Origin of the sequence: Mesorhizobium sp. B2-5-7 (assembly GCF_006440875.1) — a bacterium.
GTDB classification, from domain to species: domain Bacteria; phylum Pseudomonadota; class Alphaproteobacteria; order Rhizobiales; family Rhizobiaceae; genus Mesorhizobium; species Mesorhizobium australicum.
The window spans coordinates 751,837-766,533 of sequence record NZ_VFUO01000002.1 but is presented as its reverse complement, the minus strand read 5'-3'; the positions used below and the strand labels follow the sequence as shown (position 1 = coordinate 766,533).

The 14,697-nt window shown below is 63.8% G+C and carries 13 protein-coding genes; 7 read left to right on the top strand and 6 right to left on the bottom strand.

Annotated elements, in window-relative coordinates; genetic code table 11:
- Nucleotides 1-70 precede the first annotated feature (70 nt).
- Complete coding sequence (locus FJ543_RS11195) at nt 71-1,003, top strand: LysR family transcriptional regulator (RefSeq protein WP_015315672.1); 933 nt, start codon at nt 71-73, stop codon at nt 1,001-1,003.
- Nucleotides 1,004-1,052: 49 nt separating this feature from the next.
- Here FJ543_RS11195 and gndA read toward each other — a convergent pair whose 3' ends face one another.
- The 6 genes from gndA to FJ543_RS11165 form a co-directional block, all read right to left on the bottom strand.
- A complete protein-coding gene (gene gndA / locus FJ543_RS11190) occupies nt 1,053-2,477 on the bottom strand; it encodes an NADP-dependent phosphogluconate dehydrogenase (RefSeq protein ID WP_140875075.1) in 1,425 nt (474 codons plus the stop codon).
- Nucleotides 2,478-2,593: 116 nt separating this feature from the next.
- Nucleotides 2,594-4,228, bottom strand: coding sequence for a copper resistance CopC/CopD family protein (locus FJ543_RS11185; RefSeq protein ID WP_140875073.1), 1,635 nt, complete (start codon nt 4,226-4,228; stop codon nt 2,594-2,596).
- Nucleotides 4,229-4,279: 51 nt separating this feature from the next.
- Nucleotides 4,280-4,798 carry a YcnI family protein gene (locus FJ543_RS11180; RefSeq protein WP_015315669.1) on the bottom strand — a complete coding sequence of 173 codons (519 nt, stop codon included), beginning with the start codon at nt 4,796-4,798 and terminating at the stop codon, nt 4,280-4,282.
- 38 nt (nt 4,799-4,836) lie between these two features.
- Nucleotides 4,837-5,379 (bottom strand): copper chaperone PCu(A)C, encoded by a 543-nt coding sequence (locus tag FJ543_RS11175; RefSeq protein ID WP_140875071.1) that lies wholly within the window; start codon nt 5,377-5,379, stop codon nt 4,837-4,839.
- A gap of 94 nt (nt 5,380-5,473) precedes the next feature.
- Nucleotides 5,474-5,830: a DUF2946 family protein gene (locus tag FJ543_RS11170; RefSeq protein ID WP_140618927.1), complete on the bottom strand. Its 357-nt coding sequence runs from the start codon at nt 5,828-5,830 to the stop codon at nt 5,474-5,476.
- 115 nt (nt 5,831-5,945) lie between these two features.
- Nucleotides 5,946-6,848 (bottom strand): GntR family transcriptional regulator, encoded by a 903-nt coding sequence (locus FJ543_RS11165; RefSeq protein WP_140618928.1) that lies wholly within the window; start codon nt 6,846-6,848, stop codon nt 5,946-5,948.
- Between the two features lie 205 nt (nt 6,849-7,053).
- On the opposite strand from FJ543_RS11165, the gene FJ543_RS11160 reads away from it, so the two are divergent.
- From FJ543_RS11160 to FJ543_RS11135, 6 genes are all read left to right on the top strand, one after another.
- Nucleotides 7,054-8,559, top strand: a complete 1,506-nt coding sequence (locus FJ543_RS11160) for an altronate dehydratase family protein (RefSeq protein WP_140618930.1) — start codon at nt 7,054-7,056, stop codon at nt 8,557-8,559.
- A gap of 61 nt (nt 8,560-8,620) precedes the next feature.
- On the top strand, nt 8,621-9,619 hold the full coding sequence (locus FJ543_RS11155) for an aldo/keto reductase (RefSeq protein WP_015315664.1): 999 nt from the start codon (nt 8,621-8,623) through the stop codon (nt 9,617-9,619).
- A gap of 336 nt (nt 9,620-9,955) precedes the next feature.
- Nucleotides 9,956-10,948 (top strand): ABC transporter substrate-binding protein, encoded by a 993-nt coding sequence (locus FJ543_RS11150; RefSeq protein WP_015315663.1) that lies wholly within the window; start codon nt 9,956-9,958, stop codon nt 10,946-10,948.
- Nucleotides 10,949-11,098: 150 nt separating this feature from the next.
- Nucleotides 11,099-12,652, top strand: coding sequence for a sugar ABC transporter ATP-binding protein (locus tag FJ543_RS11145; RefSeq protein ID WP_140618932.1), 1,554 nt, complete (start codon nt 11,099-11,101; stop codon nt 12,650-12,652).
- Entirely contained in the window at nt 12,649-13,614 is a 966-nt protein-coding gene (locus tag FJ543_RS11140; RefSeq protein WP_015315661.1) for an ABC transporter permease, read from the top strand. Before FJ543_RS11145 ends, FJ543_RS11140 begins: the two co-directional genes overlap by 4 nt.
- Before the next feature lie 64 nt (nt 13,615-13,678).
- Nucleotides 13,679-14,695, top strand: coding sequence for a zinc-binding alcohol dehydrogenase family protein (locus tag FJ543_RS11135; protein WP_140875070.1), 1,017 nt, complete (start codon nt 13,679-13,681; stop codon nt 14,693-14,695).
- The last annotated feature ends 2 nt before the right edge of the window (nt 14,696-14,697 follow it).

The window sequence follows — 14,697 nt, the reverse complement described above, 5'->3', positions numbered from 1 at the left end:
ATTGACCCTGAGATAGCCAACAGCCGCATCATCCGCTACATGTCGAGAATGCATAATATTCTGCCGATTAATGGATAAATCAGCTGTCACGCTCGAGCGCATGCGCACCTTTGTGCGCGTTGCTGAACGAGGCAGTCTGTCGGCGGTCGCGCGTGAACTCGGGATCGGCCAGTCGACAGTCACGCGCCATTTGAGGGAACTGGAGGAGGCCGTCGGCGTCGCCCTGCTCAGCAGGACCACCCGGCGTGTCACGATGACCGATGAGGGCAGCCGCTATTATGCAGACAGCGTGCAGATCCTGCGCCTTGTCGAACAGGCGGGCGACGAGGTTCGCGGCACGCGCGCGGCGCCCGCGGGCACGATCCGGCTCTCCTGCACCGCCGCCATTGGGGTGCTGCATGTCAGCCGGCTTATCTTCGCGTTTCAGGACCGCTATCGCGACATCGGCGTCGATCTCAGCCTCACCGACGAACGCATCGACCTCGTCATGGAAGGCGTCGACATCGCGCTTCGTCTCGGCCCGCTCACCGACAGTTCCATGAAATTGCGAGCGCTCGGCCAATCCCGGCGACTGCTCGTGGGGGCGCCCGACTATCTCGCTGAACGCGGCAGGCCTGAAGGTCCCGGGGACCTGGCCGATCACGAAGGTATCCGGATGTCAAACGTTGCCGGCAGCGACACCCTTGTGCTGCAAGGACCAGACGGCAACCGCCATACAGTGCCGTTTGCAGGGCGCCTCCGGGTCGACCACGGGCTTGCCGCACGCGAAGCCCTGCTCGCCGGACGCGGCATTGCGCCCGCCCACCAATGGCTTGTCGGCGATCTCCTGGCGTCCGGCCGGCTTGAAGCGATTCTGCCGGACTATGCGCTGCCTTCGGTTCCGCTCAGCATGCTGATCGTCCCCGAACGGGCGGGCATCGCCCGGGTCCGGCTGCTGGTCGATTTTCTTGCCCAACAGGTCGGCGGCATCCCCGGAATCGAGAAGCCACATGTGGAGCGGTGAGTATTCCGGCACGGCAGCCAAGCTAAGCCGGATGTCTTCATAGCGTGATCTAGCCAGCCGCGCCGCTGCCCCACGGTCCGTGGAACGCGCCCTGCTCGCCGATGCGCTCGAAACCATGCGCCCCGAAGAAGTCGCGCTGCGCCTGGATCAGGTTCGAGGTGCCGCGGCCCTGGCGGTAGCTGTCGAAATAGGCAAGAGCCGAAGACAGTGCAGGCACCGGCGCGCCGGCTTCGGAAGCCCTCGCCACGACGCGCCGCAGCGACGGATGCGCCTCCTGCATCAGGCTGATGAAGGCAGGCGCCATCAGCAGGTTGGTGGAAGCGCCACCACTGAAAGCCTCGGCCATCGTGTCGAGCATCTGCGAGCGGATGATGCAGCCGGCGCGCCAGATCTTGGCGATGGTCGGCATCGGCAGGTTCCAGTTGAACTCCTTCGAAGCGCCGCTCATCACCGCGAAGCCCTGCGCGTAGGCGGCGATCTTGCCGGCGAACAGCGCCAGTTCGAGGTCTTTCAGCAGCGCGTCCTTGTCGCCGGAAATCCTGGTCACGCCGATATTGCCATAGGCCTTTTCCGCCGCCTGCCGCTCGTCCTTGATCGACGACAGCACGCGCGCCGCCACCGCCGCTTCGATCGCGGTTGCCGGAATGCCGAGCTGCTGCGCCTCGATGACGGACCATTTGCCGGTGCCCTTCTGGCCGGCGCGGTCGAGGATGATGTCGACCACCGGCTTGCCGGTCTTCGGATCGTCGGCGGCGAGCACCTTGGCGGTGATCTCGATCAGGTAGGAATTGAGCCGGCCCTTGTTCCAGTTGGAAAATACCGTGGCGATCTCCTTCGGCCCCATGCCCAGGCCGTCACGCAGGATGCCGTAGATTTCGGCGATCATCTGCATGTCGGCATATTCGATGCCGTTATGGATGGTCTTGACGAAATGCCCGGCGCCGTCGGTGCCGAGCCATGCGGCGCAAGGTTCCTCCTTGAACTTGGCGGAGATCGCGGTCAGCACCTTCTCGACGCGCTTCCAGGAGTCTTCCGTGCCGCCGACCATGATCGAGGGTCCGTGGCGCGCGCCCTCCTCACCGCCGGAGACACCCATGCCGATGAAGGTCAAACCCGAGCCAGAGAGCTCGGAGAAGCGCCGCATCGTATCGCGGAAATTGGCATTGCCGGCATCGATGACGATATCGTTGTCGGACAGCACGCCACGCAACGCTTCGATCTGCTCATCGACCGGCTTGCCGGCCAGCACCATGATGATGATCGGACGCGGCGGCCGGATCGCGGCGGCGAGTTCCTCCAGGCTGTAGCAGGGGACGACCATGTCCCTGAGCGCACCGGAATTCTCGACGAAAGCGTCGGTGCGTGCCCTTGTGCGGTTGAAGACGGCGATGCGGTGCCCGTGCTCGGCGATGTTCAGCGCCAGGTTGGAGCCCATAGTGCCAAGGCCGATCAGGCCGATTTCGGCTTTTTCCATCGTTTCTTCCCTGCTTTCGGATCTGGTGTTTTCGAGCTTGCGCTCATTGTTGCTTGAATGATTGACGGCCCTTCAGGCCCGCGTCAACCGCCTCGCCCAATTGTGTGGCTGGGACGTTACGGTCTGATGTCGACCGGCGCCTCGATCTTCACCATCTCGAAGTCCGAGACCAGGATGTCTATGCGCACCATCCAGCGGCCGGGTACCGGGATGATGAGGTTGTCGACACGCCAGCTGCCGTCGCCGGGCCTGGTCGCCGCGCGCTTCAGCGGTTCGATGCCGGAATCGGGCTTCGACAGCACCAGCGTCACCTCCTTGGCGTCGAGCGGTCCGAAATCGCCGGTCATGATGATCATCGAGGCGACCACCGGCCCCGCATGGCCTGGCGTGATGCTGAGATCGGCCATCGCCTGCAGCGCGTGGATGTGGACCGAAACCGGCTGCGCCGCCGCGATCGCCAGTGCTCGTGGCGGCGGCGTGAAGCGCCAGCCCGCGGCGACCCCGAAGATCGCCAGCACGATCAGCACTTCGACGCCGACCGAGCGGGTGAGCCTGCGTTGCACCTCGGTCGCTCCCGCCTCGGCCGAAGCAGTGAGCTTCCAGCGATTGACGGCAGCGAGCGTGAACAGGAAGACCAGCAACGCGAGCTTGACCAGCAGCAGCCGGCCATAGGCTGTGTCGGCCAGCGCCGAGGGTATCTGCACCTGGATCACGGCCAACACGATGCCTGCCGCGGCAAGCAAGGCCACCACAGGCAGGATTGCCCATGAGAAGTGGTGCAGGAATTCGACGGCGCCCGCCGCTTGACGCTTCAGCGCGAGACCGAGCGGCACCAAGGCGCCGGCCCAGAAAGCGATGCCGACGCCATGCACGAAGACCAGCGGCCGTATCAGCCATTGCGGCTCGGCCGCACTCGCATGGCCGCTGGCGGCGAGTGCGACGCCGACGCCAGCCAGCCCGGCAAGGGCAAGCGGCCTGGCGGCCGCGCGCGGTCCGGCCAGCGACAGCAGGCCAAGTCCCAAGGCGACCAGGGCGATCAGCACCGTCCAGCCGAAGCTGGTGCCGAGCCCGGTGCGCCAGATCACCGGCTGCGCCAGATGGGAGAGCGGCCCCCCCAGCGCATCGAGACCCTGAAAGCCCAGCGACAAGGGCGCCGCCACCAGCCCGCACAAGATCGCGGCCGCGACAAAGCGCTGGCCGGCACGGCCATCCCCGGCCAGCCAGGCAAAGGCGAACGCGCCGCCAATGCCGAGGAAAAGGCCTATGTAGAGAAAAACCTTGCCGATCCAGATCGCCGACCGCAGCGGCCAGTCAGTCGCCTCGGACACGGTCGGCGGCTCGCTTGGCGCGCCGATGGAAAACAGCAGCGAGCCGCCGACCGGATGGCCATCGGCGGAAATGACACGCCAGCTCAGCACGTGCGTGCCGGATTTGAGCGCCCGCGGATTGTCGATCTCGACCGTCTGGTCGCCGAGACGGAAGTCGGTCAGCGGAACCGGGGTGCCGTCGGGCGTCACCAGCGTCAGCACCAGCGGCGAGACCGGCTCGCTGAAGGTCAGCGAGAACCGCGCCGGGGCCTGCGCCAGCACCGCACCGTCGGCCGGATCGGTCTTGATCAGCGCCGCATGGGCAAGGGCCGGGCTTGTCGAGGCCATGACGATGAACGCCATGGCCGCGGCGAGCAGCCCGCCGGCAATCCAGCCGACGAGCTTGCTGTTCGTATCGGCTATCCAGGAAGGTATTGCGATCATGCCATGCCATGGGGATGCGGCGCTCCGACAAGCAGAGCGCCAGGGACAAAGCTATTTCTTCGGCGTGAGCTTGATGCCGGGCGCCGGGTTCTCCAGCGCGTCCTCATCCTGTCCGGCCGCCGGAATCTCGATCCAGCGGGCCGCGGCATCGCCGCATTCCTGCACCACCGGGAAGTACAGCTTCTGGCCGGCGGGCAGGTCGGCCGTCAGCGTCGCGCGGAAGACGAACTCGTCGTAGAATTCATCCGGCAAATTGCCGCCGCTCCAGTCGACTTCCTTGACCCCATCGGCAACCGCCTGGCCGTAGAGCTGGTACGATTTCTCGTACTTGCCCTTCTTGGTCTGCAGCGTCCAGCCCGACTTGGGCATCGGCTTCACCGCGATCACCCCTTCCGGGATCTGCACGCGCACCGCCGTCGTGGCCTTGCCGTCGCAACCGTGCGGCACGCGCAGTACAGCCTTGTAGGTCGAGCCGACTGCCGCCTCCTGGGTCTCCAGCGTGATGTGCGCGAAGGCGGCATTTGTCCCCAGCACGAGAAACGCGCCGGCCGCCAAAAGATACTTGTTCATGATGGTCCCTCTGATTTCAAAATTGGTGATCGGCGCGATCAATTGGCGTGGTCGTCCATGCCGCCCATTTCGCCCATGCCTTCGACGGCGAACTCGATATTAACCGTGCCGGCCTTCTCGAAGGTCAGTGTGGCGGCGAATTTTTCACCCTGCTTGGGTTGCCGCTTCAGGCCGATGAACATCAGGTGGTAGCCTCCCGGCGCCAGCGCCACCTTGCCGCCTGCCGGGACTTCCAGGCCACCATCCACCGGCCGCATGGTCATGACGCCTTCCTTGACGCCCATTTGATGCAGCTCGGCCTTTTCCGAGACGTCGGAGGAAATCGACAGCAGCCGGTCTGGTGTACTGCCCTTGTTGACGATGGTGAAATAGCCGCCGGCCACCTTGGCGCCGGCCGGCGTGGCGCGCGACCAGGGATGTTCGATTTCGAGATCGCCGACCTTGAATTTATGCGCCAGGACGGCCTGGGCGCCCAGGAAGACAAGCGCGAGGGCCAACGCGGCAATGCCGAGATCGGCTTTGAAGCGAGACAGGGTGCGGCCGAACAAAGTGCCCGCCGATATACGGAAAGAATGGGACATGGTTGCTCCATGACGTGATGATCGCGCCGTCGCTGGTCGCGAATGCTTGATCTTGGATGAGTACGCTCGCGAAACGTTCCGCAAGCAAGCAGGCTCAAGCCGCCAATGGCGGCGCGCGCGGGTTCGATGGGGAGCGTTCGCGGGCGAAGTCGAGATGCGTGGTCGCCGGGAAGACGAAGGCGACGGTCTCGAAGGAAAGGGACGCAAGCGCAAGCCCGGCATCGGCCGGCGGCGCAAAGGCCGGCGAAAACATGCTGCAGCCGAGTGTGCAGCAGGCCGGCGGATGGGACGGGTGCTGGTCGCCGCCGGGAAGCTGTGTGGCGCCGTCATGGGTACAGATCACGTTGCCGAAGGCATCGAGCTGCGCGGTATCAGGCCTGATGCTGAAGGCGAACGTACCAAGTGTCGACTGGAGCAACAGCAGACAGGCCGCGACAAGCGCGACCGGCATGCTCCAGCGTCTCTCCCGGCGGTTCACCATTTGCCTCTTCAAATCGATGACTATCCCTACCACGGCAGCCAGAGGTCGAAAATCGTCAATTCCATGCTGCGGCAACACGGCAGGATCAGTTCTTTTGGGATGGCCGGCTTTCCGGGATGGAGGTCAGCAATGTCTGGCGGGCCGACTTCAGGTGCTTGCGGCAGGCGGCATCGACCTTGCCGAGATCGCGCGACTTGAGCGCCTCGATATAGGCAAGATGCTCGCCGATCGCGACTTCGTTGCGCTCGCGTTCCTGTGCCTTGTTCCACTGGTAGTGGTAGTGGAAGATCATGGCGATGACGTCGTAGAAATCGACGATGAAGCGGTTGCGCGAGGCGCGATGAATGAGCCGGTGCAAGCGCTCGTCCAGCTCCGAGAACTCATTGAAACGCGTCGCGATCTCGCGTGCCAGAACGCGGTGTTCCCCTTCCAGCCGATCGAGATCACCCCATACCGGACTGTCCTGCGGCAGCGCTGTGAAGGCGGCGGCCGAGCGCAATTCGAACATTTCGCGGATCTCGGTCAGTTCCAGCGCGAAGGCCCGCGTGAAGCCTTTCAGCACCCAATGGCTGTTGCGGCGTTTTTCGATCAGGCCGAAGCGGGAGAAGCGGATCAGGAACTCGCGTACGCTGGTGGTGCCGACGCCGATCTCGCGCGCCAGTTCGAGCTCGTTGATCTGCATGCCGGCCTCGGCGCCGCCGGCCAGCAGCCTGCGCATGAACGACCGTTCGATGATCTCGGCCAGCGTGTCGGTCTCTTCCTCGGGAAAGAAATCATCCGCACGTGGGTCGCGCAGCACCGTCTTGGCGCGCTTGTTCCAGGCGATCAGCCCGGTCTCTTCCATGCGTGCAAGAATGCTGCGCACGGTGGTGCGGCTGACTCCCAGCAACGCGCCAAGTTCCGGTTCCGAAGGCAGGCTGCGCGTCTCATCGAGCAGCCTCAGACAACGGTTATAGGCGTCCTTGTAGACGTTGTTGCTCTTCGACATCCCCTGACCCGTTGCACGCCAGCGCTTGCGGCGGCCGGCTTGAAGCGCAATATGACGTTCCATCGTCCGCAGCGCCACCACTTACCCAGGCGGAACCGCCGTGAAAAAACAATTGACGCAAAACTGTTTTTTCACGATAAAAGACATTAACTCTTAACAAGCGCGTGTCAATCCGCGCATCCCAGGATCACCCAGGAAACCGCCCGTGAACGTCTCGAATACCATTCTTCTGTCCCCCGCCGACAATGTCGCCGTTGCCAATGGGCGCATCGAGATCGGCACCGCGCTGCCGGGCGGTGCGCTCGCCGTCACCGTCATCGAGCCCGGCCACAAGGTGGCGATCAAGCCGATTGCCGCGGGTGAAGCCGTGGTCAAATACGCTCAGGCGATCGGTCGCGCCACGCAGGACATCGCGCCCGGCGAGCATGTCCATTCGCACAATCTGGTCTTCGAGGCCGGCCGCCTCCCCGTGGTGCCGCCAAGCGAGGCCGAGCATGCGACGGAAGCGGACCGCGCCCGGACATTCATGGGCTATCGCCGCGCCGACGGCCGCGCCGGCACGCGCAACTTCATCGGCATCATCGCCAGCGTCAATTGCTCGGCCACCGTCTGCCATTCGATCGCCGACACCGCCAACCGGACCCTTTTGCCGAAATATCCCGGGATCGATGGCTTCGTGCCCATCGTCCATGGCCAGGGTTGCGGCATGAGCGGCACCGGCGACGGCATGATGGTGCTGCACCGCACGCTGGCCGGCTATGCCCGCCACCCGAATTTCGGCGGCGTGCTGATGGTCGGGCTCGGCTGCGAGGTCAACCAGCTCACGCTTTACGGCCAGAAGGGTGCCGCCGCCGGCAAGCGCCACTTCAACATCCAGGATGCCGGCGGGTCGCGCAAATCGGTCGAAAAGGCGATGGGCGTGCTGGCCGAGATCGCCGAGGAAGTCGGTCAGTTGAAGCGCGAGCCGATCCCCGTCAGCGAGATCGTCGTCGGCCTGCAATGCGGCGGCTCCGATGGCATGTCGGGTATCACCGCCAATCCGGCGCTGGGTGCGGCCGTCGACATCCTCGCTGGCGTCGGCGGCATCGGCATCCTCTCCGAGACGACGGAAATCTATGGCGCCGAGCACCTGCTCGCCTATCGCGCCGCAAGCCCCGAGGTCGCCAAGAAGCTCGATGGCTACGTGAAATGGTGGGAGGATCACGTCGCCAAGCATGGCGCCTCGATCGACAACAATCCGTCGCCTGGCAACAAGCGCGGCGGCCTAACCACCATCCTGGAAAAGTCGCTGGGCGCGGTCGCCAAGGGCGGCCAGACGCCGCTTAACGGCGTCTTCGGCTACGCCGAGAAGGTCACCGGCAATGGGCTGGTGTTCATGGATACGCCCGGCTACGACCCGGTCTCTGCCACCGGTCAGGTCGCGGGCGGCGCCAATGTCATCGTCTTCACCACCGGCCGCGGCTCCTGCTTCGGCTGCCGGCCGACCCCCTCGATCAAGGTCGCCACCAACTCGACCATGTATCACCAGATGGAAGAGGACATGGACGTCAATTGCGGCGTCATTGCCTCCGGCGAAAAGACCATTGCCGGCATGGGCCGGGAGATCTTCGAACTGATCGTCGAGACGGCTTCGGGCCGCAAGACCAAGAGCGAGGATTTTGGCTACGGGGACAACGAATTCGTGCCCTGGCATCTCGGCGCGACGCTCTGATTTCGATTGATGTCTGATAGACTGCCCGGCCGGACAAGTGGCCGGGATAGGGAGGTTGCGCATGGAAAAACGCCGCATCGGCCAGACCGCGTTGGAGGTCACCGAAGTCAGTTTCGGAGGCGCCGCGATCGGCGGCCTCTACCGGGCGTGTTCGCGCGAAGCGGCAATGGAAACGCTGCAGGGTGCCTGGGAGGCAGGCCTGCGCTATTTCGACACCGCGCCCTTCTACGGTTTCGGCCTGTCGGAACGGCGCTTCGGCGATTTCCTGCGCTACAAGCCACGTGATTCCTATGTGTTGTCGACCAAGGTCGGCCGCCTGCTTCACCCGGTGCCCGAAGATCAGGTGCCAGACCACTCCTATGTCGATCCGCTGCCCTTCGCGCTGGACTACGACTATTCCTATGACGGCATCATGCGCTCGGTCGAGTTCAGCTATGCGCGCCTTGGGCTAAACAGGATAGACATCCTGTTTGTCCACGACATCGGCGTTTACACGCACGGTGTCGAGAAAACCAAATTGCACTTTCGCCAGTTGATGGACGGCGGCCTCAAGGCGCTCGAGGAGCTGAAGCGGGCCGGCACGATTTCCGCCTACGGGCTCGGCGTCAATGAAGTCCAGATCTGCCTCGACGTGATGCGCCGCGCGCCGCTCGACTGCATCCTGCTCGCCAGCCGCTATTCCTTGCTCGACCGCAGCGCGGAAGCCGAATTGCTGCCGCTGTGCCGGGCGCAACGGACCTCGCTTGTCATTGGCGGGGTTTTCAACTCAGGCATATTGGCGACCGGGCCGGTGCAAGGGGCGCATTTCGACTACCAGCCCGCCAGCCGCGATGTTCTCGACCGTGTCGACGCCATGGAGAAGATCGCCGCTGAAGGTGGCTACCCGCTGCCCGCCGCCGCGTTCCAGTTTCCTTTGCACGAACCCGCGGTCGCCACTGTGCTGACCGGTACCGCAAAATTGGCAAACCTGACGCGCAACCTCGAACTGCTCGATATCGACGTGCCGGAGACGGACTATGCCAGGTATCGTCCCTACACGGTGGTGCAGGAACTGCATTGAAGCGCATCGTCGCGATGTGCACGGGCGCGCGACCCGCCTTCGCGATGTCGCGATCCAGAGAAGAATGAACATTCCATGTTGACTGATCTATGGAATTAATATTCCATACCTTCACAGAACGGAAACGGGAGCGCCTGACCGCGACAAGGGAGAGCCGCCGCTGGGGGAGTCATTGTCGGGCAGTTGGAAGAACTGGCTGAAACACCGCTTGCATCGGCTGGATCGATGCACTATCAAAACGGTGCAACTGTTTTTTATTGATAAAGTTCTGTTTGGGCCACGCCTATCCGGACGGAGCTTCCGTTAACGTTCACCGGGCGACTTAGGGAGGATCCTATGAAATTCGTGACCAGCATTCTCAACCGCCGCGCCGTCATGGCCCTGGCGGCAGCATCGATGCTCACCGGCGTCATGCATACCGCACCGGTTTCGGCGGCGGATGTGACCATCCCGATCATCGTCAAGGACACCACGTCCTTCTACTGGCAGATCGTTCTGGCCGGCGCCCGCAAGGCCGGCAAGGATCTCGGCATCAACGTGCCGGAACTCGGCGCCCAGGCCGAGACCGACGTCAATGGCCAGGTCTCGATCCTCGAGAACGCCGTCGCCAGCAACCCGGCCGCGATCGTGATCGCGCCCACCGAGTTCAAGGCGCTGGGCAAGCCGATCGATGAAGCAGCCGCCAAGGTCAAGGTCATCGGCATCGACTCCGGCGCCGACTCCAAGGCCTTCACCTCGTTCCTGACCACCGACAACGTGCAGGGCGGACGCGTCGCCGCGGACGGCCTTGCCGCCGCCATCGGCGCCGCCAATGGCGGCAAGATCGAGGGCGACGTCGCCCTGATCACCAACGCTCCCGGCGCCGGCTCGCTCGAACAGCGCAAGCAGGGCTTCACCGAGCAGCTCAAGGCAAAATATCCCGGCCTGAAGCTGGTCGCCGACAAATACGCCGACGGCCAGGCCACCACCGGGCTCAACATCGCCACCGACCTGATCACCGCCAATCCGAACCTCAAGGGCATCTTCGCCTCCAACCTGATCATGGCGCAGGGCGTCGGCCAGGCCGTCGCCGAAAACAACCTTGGCGGCAAGCTGGCGCTGGTCGGCTTCGACAGCGACGAGAAGCTGATCAAGTTCCTCAACGACGGCGTCATTTCCGCCCTCGTCGTCCAGGATCCCTACCGGATGGGCTATGACGGCATCAAGACCGCGCTCGCCGCCTCGAAGGGCGAGAAGGTCGAGGCCAATGTGGACACCGGCGCCAATCTGGTGACCAAGGCCAACATGAAGGACCCCAAGATCGACGCGTTGCTCAATCCCAAGCTCTAAGCAGCCGGCGTTCAAAACCGCTTCCGGGGCTAGATGTCCCGGAAGCATCCGCCGCCAAAGCGGCTTGGCGATCAGCCCGTTTGGCCTTACCTGAAAGACGACCGCAGTCTCGCCGAATGCCAACCGCGAGGCCAATCTGGGAGGATTGTCATGACGCCGACGGCGCAGGAACTGCATCCGGCCCCCGTGCTGGAACCCGGCAGGACCATCCTCGAACTGCGCGGGCTGGAAAAACGCTACCCCGGCACCCATGCGCTGAAGCCGGTCAATCTCGCCTTCAAGTCAGGCGAAATCCACGCCATCGTCGGCGAGAACGGCGCCGGCAAGTCGACCCTCATCAAACTCCTGACCGGCGTCATGCCGCGCACCTCTGGCGAGGTCCTCTGGGAAGGGCAGCCGGCAGCCCTGGCGACGCCGCATGAAGCGATGGCGCTCGGCATCAATGCCGTGCACCAGGAAGTCGTGCTGTGCCGTCACCTGACGGTCGCCGCCAACATGTTCCTTGGCGAGGAAAATTCCCGTTTCGGCATCCTGCAGCAGCGCGCCATGGTCAGGGAAGCGCAGACGATCATCGACGATCTCGGCTTCGACCTGCCGGCGCATGTCGTGCTGGGTGATCTCACCATCGGCCAGCAACAGCTGATCGCCGCTGCCCGCGCCACGGTGCGCGGCACCAAATTCCTGATCTTCGACGAACCCACGGCCTACCTCACCCGCAAGGAGGCCGACCAGCTTTTCACGCTGATCCGGCGCCTGAAGGGTGAAGGCGTGACGATCATCTACATCAGCCATCGCATGGAGGAGGTCTTCGAACTCGCCGACCGGGTTTCCGTGCTGCGCGACGGCACGCTGGTCGGCACACGCAATATCGCCGAGACCAATGATGCCGAGCTGGTCAAGATGATGATCAACCGCTCTATCGAACAGGTCTATCACAAGGAGCATTTCACGCCGGGCGCTCCGATCGTCGAAACAAGGAACCTGTCGGGCAAAGGCTTCGAGAACATCTCGATGACGGTGCGCGCCGGTGAGATCGTCGGCCTCTACGGACTGATCGGCGCCGGCCGCAGCGAGTTCGTCACCTCGCTCTATGGACGTCACAAGAAGTCGGCCGGCCAGATCCTGTGGGAAGGCAAGGACGTCCAGATCAACTCCGAGCACGACGCGATCAAGCTCGGCATGGCACTGGCGCCGGAAAGCCGCCGCGACCAAGGCCTTTGCCTCAATTTGCCGGTCGGCCTCAACCTCAACCTGCCGATCTACAAGCGCATCTCCAGCAATCTGTTGATCTCGAATGCGAAAGAGAAGGCCGAGGCCGACCGTCAGATCGCCGGCCTGAGGATCAAGACGCCGACGCGCGGGGCGCTGGCGTCGAGCCTTTCGGGCGGCAACCAGCAGAAGATCGTCATCGGCAAATGGCTGGCGCACGGCGCCAAGCTGTTCATCTTCGACGAACCGACGGTCGGCGTCGATGTCGGCACCAAGGCGGAGATCTATCGCCTGTTCGGCGAGCTGTTGTCGAAGGGCGCCGGCATCATCCTGATCTCGTCCTATTTGCCAGAGGTCTACGAACTGGCCGACACGCTGCACGTGTTCCGGCGCGGCAAGCTGGTGGCCACGCACGGGTTCCACACCGCCAGTCACGAGGACATTCTCACGCAGGCGCTCGCCGAGAAACAAGAAAAACTGGGAGGACAGACATGAGCATCGAGGCGATCCCCGCCGAAAAACCGAAGCGCAACTACAACGTCCTGTTCGGGCTGACGCTGCTGGCGCTGCTGGTGCTGCTCTGGATCGTCCTGTCCCTGGCGACGCCAAGCTTCGCCTCGGGCAACAACATCGCCAATCTTCTGCGGCAGGGCTCGATGATCGCCATCATGGCGGTCGGCCAGACCTTCGTCATCATCACCGGCGGCATCGATCTGTCGGTCGGCGCGGTGGTCGGCTTCGCCACCGTCGTCGTCGCCATGCTGATCAATGCCGGCGTTCCGATCGCGGTCGCCATCCTGATCACCTTGCTCGTCGGTGTCGCCATCGGCCTTTTCCATGGCTTCGGCATCGTCAAGATGGGCTTGCCGCCCTTCATCATCACGCTGGCGACGCTGACCTCGCTGCGCGGCATCGGCCTTTTGATGACCAACGGCAACTCGATCAACATCAACAGCGACAGCTTTACCGCCTTCTCGCGCAATTCCTTTATCGGCATCCCCAATTTGTTCTGGATGGTGATCCTGGTGGGTGTGCCCGCCTATGTCTTCCTGCATCACAGCCGTTGGGGCCGCTACCTCTTTTCGGTCGGCTCCAACGCCGAGGCCTCGCGCCTGTCCGGCGTCAATGTCCAGCGCACCATCTACATGGCTTATACGCTGTCCGGCCTGTGCGCGGCCTTCGTCGGCGTGCTGCTCGCCGCCCGCATCGGCATCGGCAACCCGACCCAGGCCGAGGGCTGGGAACTGCAGGCGATCGCCTCTTCGGTCATCGGCGGCACCTCGCTGTTCGGCGCGGTCGGCTCGGTGCACGGGCCGCTGCTTGGCGCCTTCATCCTGGCCACCATCAACAACGGCGCCAACCTGCTCAACGTCAACTCGTTCTGGCAGCGCATCATCACCGGCGCGCTGATCATCATCATCGTCTACTTCGACGGACTGCGCCGCCGCGGCAAATGACGCATTCCAATCGATCGCCGGCTTGGCGCGGGCCGGCGATTTCTTGAACAGACTGGATCAAAGCATGAAAGCCGTCGTCTGCCGCTCGCCCGGCGACCTTGCTGTCGAAGACCACCCGGCTCCCGGCGCCCCGCCTCCCGGCTGGGCCCTGGTGGCGGTCAGTCATGTCGGCATCTGCGGCACCGACTACCATATCTTCGAGGGTAAGCACCCTTTCCTCGCCTATCCCCGCATCATGGGCCATGAAGTCTCCGGCACAGTGACCGAGCGGGGCGAAGGCGTCGACCTCGCCCTTGGCGAACCGGTGATCATCAACCCCTACCTTTCCTGCGGCAAATGCATCGCCTGCCGGCACGGCAAGCCCAATTGCTGTGTCAGGATCGAAGTGCTCGGCGTGCACCGCGACGGCGCGATGTGCGAACAGATCCTGGTGCCGGCTAAGAATCTCTATCCCACCAACGGCCTGTCGCTCGCCGACACCGCCGCCGTCGAATTCCTGGCCATCGGGGCGCATGCCGTCCGGCGCGCCCGGGCCGAGCCTGGCGCCCGCACCCTGGTCATCGGCGCCGGCCCGATCGGGCTCGGCACCGCCATCTTCGCCCGCATTGCCGGGTTGGATGTGACACTTCTCGATATGAGCACCGAAAGACTGGTCTTCGCGGCGAGTGAACTCGGCTTTTCGATTCTCGACGGCTCGCAAGGACCCGTGTCCGATCTGGTGCGTGATGCGACCGACGGCGAAGGCTTCGACGTAGTCTTCGACGCCACCGGCAACACGCGATCGGTTCAATCGGCCTTTGCCCACGTCGCGCATGGCGGAGCGCTGGTGCTGGTCAGCGTCGTCAAGGACGATATTGTTTTTTCCGATCCCGAGTTCCACAAGCGAGAAATGACATTGATCGGCAGCCGCAATGCGTTGCGCGCCGACTTCGACCATGTCGCGGCCTCGATCCGCAATGGTGCCGTGCCGTTGGCCAAGCTTGTCACCCACCGCACCACGCTGGCCGATACGCCAGGAGATCTCGCACGCTGGGCGCATGAAAAGTCGGGCCTGATCAAGGCCGTGATCGAGATCGGATAGCC

Bases quoted from the DNA above. Each gene is read 5' to 3' on its own strand.
- FJ543_RS11195 (WP_015315672.1), top strand. From the start codon at position 71: ATGGATAAATCAGCTGTCACGCTCGAGCGCATGCGCACCTTTGTGCGC.
- gndA (WP_140875075.1), bottom strand. From the start codon at position 2,477: ATGGAAAAAGCCGAAATCGGCCTGATCGGCCTTGGCACTATGGGCTCC.
- FJ543_RS11185 (WP_140875073.1), bottom strand. From the start codon at position 4,228: ATGATCGCAATACCTTCCTGGATAGCCGATACGAACAGCAAGCTCGTC.
- FJ543_RS11180 (WP_015315669.1), bottom strand. From the start codon at position 4,798: ATGAACAAGTATCTTTTGGCGGCCGGCGCGTTTCTCGTGCTGGGGACA.
- FJ543_RS11175 (WP_140875071.1), bottom strand. From the start codon at position 5,379: ATGTCCCATTCTTTCCGTATATCGGCGGGCACTTTGTTCGGCCGCACC.
- FJ543_RS11170 (WP_140618927.1), bottom strand. From the start codon at position 5,830: ATGCCGGTCGCGCTTGTCGCGGCCTGTCTGCTGTTGCTCCAGTCGACA.
- FJ543_RS11165 (WP_140618928.1), bottom strand. From the start codon at position 6,848: ATGTCGAAGAGCAACAACGTCTACAAGGACGCCTATAACCGTTGTCTG.
- FJ543_RS11155 (WP_015315664.1), top strand. From the start codon at position 8,621: ATGGAAAAACGCCGCATCGGCCAGACCGCGTTGGAGGTCACCGAAGTC.
- FJ543_RS11150 (WP_015315663.1), top strand. From the start codon at position 9,956: ATGAAATTCGTGACCAGCATTCTCAACCGCCGCGCCGTCATGGCCCTG.
- FJ543_RS11145 (WP_140618932.1), top strand. From the start codon at position 11,099: ATGACGCCGACGGCGCAGGAACTGCATCCGGCCCCCGTGCTGGAACCC.
- FJ543_RS11140 (WP_015315661.1), top strand. From the start codon at position 12,649: ATGAGCATCGAGGCGATCCCCGCCGAAAAACCGAAGCGCAACTACAAC.
- FJ543_RS11135 (WP_140875070.1), top strand. From the start codon at position 13,679: ATGAAAGCCGTCGTCTGCCGCTCGCCCGGCGACCTTGCTGTCGAAGAC.